6 protein-coding genes are annotated in these 4,069 nt (G+C 62.5%); 4 read left to right on the top strand and 2 right to left on the bottom strand.

All coding sequences use genetic code 11. The features are described 5' to 3' along the window. Positions 1 to 542 (bottom strand): histidine kinase (locus tag VF515_08230; GenBank protein ID HEX7407621.1); only part of this gene is annotated, 542 nt, incomplete at its 3' end. A 274-nt stretch (positions 543 to 816) separates the two neighbouring features. On the opposite strand from VF515_08230, the gene VF515_08225 reads away from it, so the two are divergent. The 4 genes from VF515_08225 (at position 817) to VF515_08210 (ending at position 3,534) form a co-directional block, all read left to right on the top strand. Further along, a complete protein-coding gene (locus VF515_08225) occupies positions 817 to 1,041 on the top strand; it encodes a hypothetical protein (GenBank protein HEX7407620.1) in 225 nt (74 codons plus the stop codon). A 182-nt stretch (positions 1,042 to 1,223) separates the two neighbouring features. Further along, complete coding sequence (locus tag VF515_08220) at positions 1,224 to 1,547, top strand: hypothetical protein (GenBank protein HEX7407619.1); 324 nt, start codon at positions 1,224 to 1,226, stop codon at positions 1,545 to 1,547. A 37-nt stretch (positions 1,548 to 1,584) separates the two neighbouring features. After that, positions 1,585 to 2,964 carry a sigma-54 dependent transcriptional regulator gene (locus tag VF515_08215; protein ID HEX7407618.1) on the top strand — a complete coding sequence of 460 codons (1,380 nt, stop codon included), beginning with the start codon at positions 1,585 to 1,587 and terminating at the stop codon, positions 2,962 to 2,964. 249 nt (positions 2,965 to 3,213) lie between these two features. Beyond that, positions 3,214 to 3,534 (top strand): hypothetical protein, encoded by a 321-nt coding sequence (locus VF515_08210; GenBank protein ID HEX7407617.1) that lies wholly within the window; start codon positions 3,214 to 3,216, stop codon positions 3,532 to 3,534. 240 nt (positions 3,535 to 3,774) lie between these two features. Here VF515_08210 and VF515_08205 read toward each other — a convergent pair. Further along, positions 3,775 to 4,069, bottom strand: a 295-nt coding sequence (locus VF515_08205; GenBank protein ID HEX7407616.1) for an efflux RND transporter permease subunit, incomplete at its 5' end; no start/stop codon positions are given.

Below are 4,069 nucleotides of genomic sequence, written 5' to 3'. Positions count from 1 at the left end.
GCCAGGTCGAGGTTGACGACCTGATCGGCTTGCTTGAGGAAACTGTCCGGGACCGTTTCTCGGATCACGACACCGGTGGTGCGCTGCACAACCTCTTTCAGACTTTCCAAATGCTGCACGTTGAAGGCGCAGATGACGTTGATGCGGGCTTCGAGGATGTCGAGCACGTCCTGGTAGCGTTTGCGGTTGCGCGAGTCCGGCGCATTGGTGTGGGCCACCTCATCAACGACGACGACTTGCGGTCGCCGGGCGATGATGGCCTCGACGTCCGTCTCTTCGAGCATGAGGCCGCGGTATTCGACCTTCCGCCGCGGGACGTATTCGAGGCCCTCCATGAGCGCAGCGGTCTCCGCACGGCCATGAGTCTCGATGAGACCCAGGACGGCGTCGACGCCTCGTTTCTTGAGTGCGTGGGTTTCCTCGAGCATCCGGTACGTTTTCCCCACCCCGGCCGCGAAGCCGATGTAGATCTTGAGACGCCCGCGCGTGTCACGCTTGAGCAGTTCGAGAAAGTCTTCCGGGCGCGGCCGCTCAGTCGTCATGCAAGTGAAGTTAGCCCGGCACCTCGCTCGCGCCTTATCGGGCAAGTGCAGTTTGAACGCAGGAAGCGTTCCATCAGCCGACTTGTAGAGTGTTTGCGAGTCCGCGAAATGCCAACTCGGGGAAACTGCGTTGTTGTCCTGCAATTTGACATGGGGTGGTTCCTGCGATCCTGTCTTTTGCAGGTTAACGGTCAGTCATCGTCCTCGCAATCCTCTTTTCATCGGCTAGTTCTCGCCATCGCCGTGCCTGGCACAGAGAATGGGAGAAGTACGCATGACAATCACTCTCATTCTGGTGTTAGCCGTGGCTCCGATCATGGCGTACGGATTTTGGCTTGCCGGAGAGCTGGCGTCGGACCGCGCCTGGGTCGGTCGCGCCGGGCAAAACCCGCTCAACTGGATGCTGAACAAGAAGGCGGACGTGTGCGGAAGGCGGGTGCTCGGTAGCTACGCGCCGCCGTGGCATGCGCTCGGAGCGGCTCGACCACCTTTACGCTGAACCGGGCAGTTTGCAGGGCTTCCTAGTGCATCCTGCACGGTACTTGGTTGAGTCGCTGCTGGTGTGGGGCGACCTTCGCGGCTGACGAAGGTGGCACGTCTGCTGCACACGAGATCGTCACGTGGGGGATATCGGAACGGATCAGTACGCATTTGAGCCAGGGAAGCCAGGAGGAAACTGGGATGCCGGATCTCATCCAGTTTGCAGTATCGCCACAGGACGACCCTACGGGCCGAGAAGTACGTGCGATTCTGGAGGCCCACATTGCAGTCGAGCGCACGAAGGCGGCCCGGCAGTTCTGGGTCCACTTGCTGGCGGCAGTCGGCGGCCTGATCGCCCTCTGTATGGTGTTCCCGCAAGCGGGGTCCGAGCAGATGCGGGAAGCACTGCTGGCGCTCTGGGGAGCGTGCTGTGTGTGCGCGCTGGCCGCGGGGGGCTTGGAGTGGAGGTGGCATCACCGGGAGGCGCAACTGCTCGCGGCGAACAAGGTCACGCCCGCGGGTTGAAGCGAACTGTGAGTCTGTTCCGTGGAGGCGCAGAGCCATGACGTCGGAGCTACCAACCCACCCCCTGACCGTCCTAGTCATCGACGACGAGAAGAACATTCGCGTGACATTGTCCATGTGCCTGGAGGGCATGGGATGTCACGTCACCGCAGTCGGCTCGGCAGAGGCCGCGCTCGGCGCAGTGGCCCGGCAGGCCTTTGACCTCGCGTTCTTGGACCTCCGCCTCGGCGATACCAACAGTCTGGACCTCCTTCCACAGCTGCTGGCGCAGCGTCCGGAGCTTACCGTCGTCATGGTGACTGCCTATGCGACCATCGACACGGCGGTGGAGGCGATCCGGCGGGGAGCAACAGATTACCTGCCCAAGCCTTTTGGCCTGGCGCAGATTCAACACGTGGTTGAGCAAGTGGCGCAGCGCCGCGCGATGGTTCGTCGGGTCGCCGACTTGGAGCAGCAGGTGAAAGAGGCGGTGCCGGATGCCGACCTGGAAACGCAGTCACCAAAGATGGGCGCGGTCCTCGACCTCATTGCCCGCGCCGCCACGTCGGACGCCCCCGTGCTCTTGCGCGGAGAGAATGGTACGGGCAAGGGCGTACTTGCACGCTGCTTGCACGCGCAGAGTCCTCGCCGCGCGCAGTCGTTTGTGGTGGTAAACTGTCCCACGCTGTCCGAGGAGCTCCTGGCCAGCGAACTCTTCGGCCATACGAAGGGGGCATTCACCGGCGCGGTGCGCGATCAACCGGGGCGTGTGGAAGCGGCCGAAGGGGGCACTCTGTTTCTCGACGAAATCGGGGAAATCTCCCTCGGACTGCAAGCCAAGCTGCTGCGATTTCTTCAAGAGAAGCAGTTCGAACGGATAGGGGAGAACCAAACCCGACGCGCCGATGTCCGTATCGTCGCGGCGACCAACCGCGATCTGGAGGCCGACGTCAAGGCGGGCCATTTCCGTGAAGACCTGCTGTACCGCCTGAATGTGCTGGAGTTGTGCGTGCCGCCGCTGCGCGAGCGGCCAGAGGACATCGTGCGGTTGGCGCGACGATTCGTCGTGTTCACCGCCCGCCTCGCACGCCGCCCCATTCCAGAGCTATCTCCGGCTGCGGAGGAAGCGCTCCTCTCGTACCCCTGGCCCGGCAACGTGCGTGAGCTGCGCAACGCGATCGAGCGAGCGGTGATTCTCTGGCCGGCTCAGGTCATCGAGCCCGCGGCGTTGCCTGAGCGCGTTGCTGCTCAGGTCACCTCGACACCCCGGCTGGGGGGCGACTACAGCGTCGAGGACATCGAGCGCGAGCACATCCTGCGGGTCATCGCGCGAGCGCCAACCCTGGAAGAGGCCGCAAAGATTCTTGGCATCGAGTCGTCGACGCTCTGGCGGAAGCGGAAACGGTACGAAGAACAAACGCCGGGATCTCACACGTAGATGGTGACCAGCCACTATCTGAATTCGGACGCTCAGTAATCATCCGGGGGCTGGTAGGCGGTCGTCAATTGACCGGCATGATGCTTCAGGGCGCTAGAACGCTGAAATGCAGACTAGACAGCATTTGCAGGCAGGGTGTGTTGCGATGCCCTGTTTTAGCTGTGTCGGATCTTGAGATCGTTCCACCGACTCGGCAAACATCGGAGACTTCGGTTCGTCGGCGTGGTACAAAGTGACGATAAGGCTGACATGAAGAGCACCATTGGCATGTTGATGATCGCTGCCGCGCTGGAGATCGGCGGCGACGCTGCGGTTCGGCGCGGTCTCGTTCAATCGGCGTGGTTATGGCTGGCGCTTGGGGCCATCACGCTGGTGGCCTACGGACTCGTGGTGAATCTGAATCGTTCCATCAACTTCGGCCGGCTGATGGGCCTCTACATTGCCGTGTTCTTCCTTGTCAGCCAGCTGCTCAGCTTCGTCTTCTTCGCCGAACGGCCGTCACTGAGCCTGATTGTGGGTGGGGCCTTGATTGTGACGGGTGGATTCGTCATCCAGATGGGAACCCAGTGAAGCGCTGGTAAAGCGATTGTTCCAATCCGTCATGCCCGCAATTTTCAGGCGGGCATCCAGTGCATGCGGAATGGATTCCCGCCTGAAGATTGCGGGAATGACGAAATGCGCCGGTTCATGGGCGCTCCAAGCCGGCGCCCCGCCGGTCGGATCTCTCAGGGTGAGCGGGTAGACCCGAACGAAAAGACCCACAAATTTGTCTCACACCCCGGAGGCCGCTTCTCCTGCGCCCCGCGGCCGCTACTGGGCCGCACGTTTCGCCGATGCCGGTACCGCGTGCGGCGCGGTGCGGGGGGGCCGATGTGTGAGGCGGTGGAGCAGATCGACGAAGCTCTCCAAGTACGTGTAGTACACCGGTGTGAGGTACAGCGTCACCAGCTGCGAGAAAATCAGACCGCCCACGACGGCCACGCCCAACGGACGCCGCGACTCGGCTCCCGCTCCGACGCCGAGCGCGATCGGCAAGGCCCCGAACAGCGCCGCCATCGTGGTCATCATGATCGGGCGGAAACGGATCACGCAGCCTTCGTAGATC

The organism is Candidatus Binatia bacterium, assembly GCA_036382395.1.
Lineage (GTDB): Bacteria > Desulfobacterota > Binatia > HRBIN30 > HRBIN30 > JAGDMS01.
The sequence above is the reverse complement of the archived record's forward strand: the minus strand, read 5'-3'. Positions and strand labels throughout refer to the sequence as shown.

Coding starts and splice junctions, on each gene's coding strand:
- VF515_08225 (HEX7407620.1), top strand. CDS start 817: ATGACAATCACTCTCATTCTGGTGTTAGCCGTGGCTCCGATCATGGCG.
- VF515_08210 (HEX7407617.1), top strand. CDS start 3,214: ATGAAGAGCACCATTGGCATGTTGATGATCGCTGCCGCGCTGGAGATC.
- VF515_08220 (HEX7407619.1), top strand. CDS start 1,224: ATGCCGGATCTCATCCAGTTTGCAGTATCGCCACAGGACGACCCTACG.
- VF515_08215 (HEX7407618.1), top strand. CDS start 1,585: ATGACGTCGGAGCTACCAACCCACCCCCTGACCGTCCTAGTCATCGAC.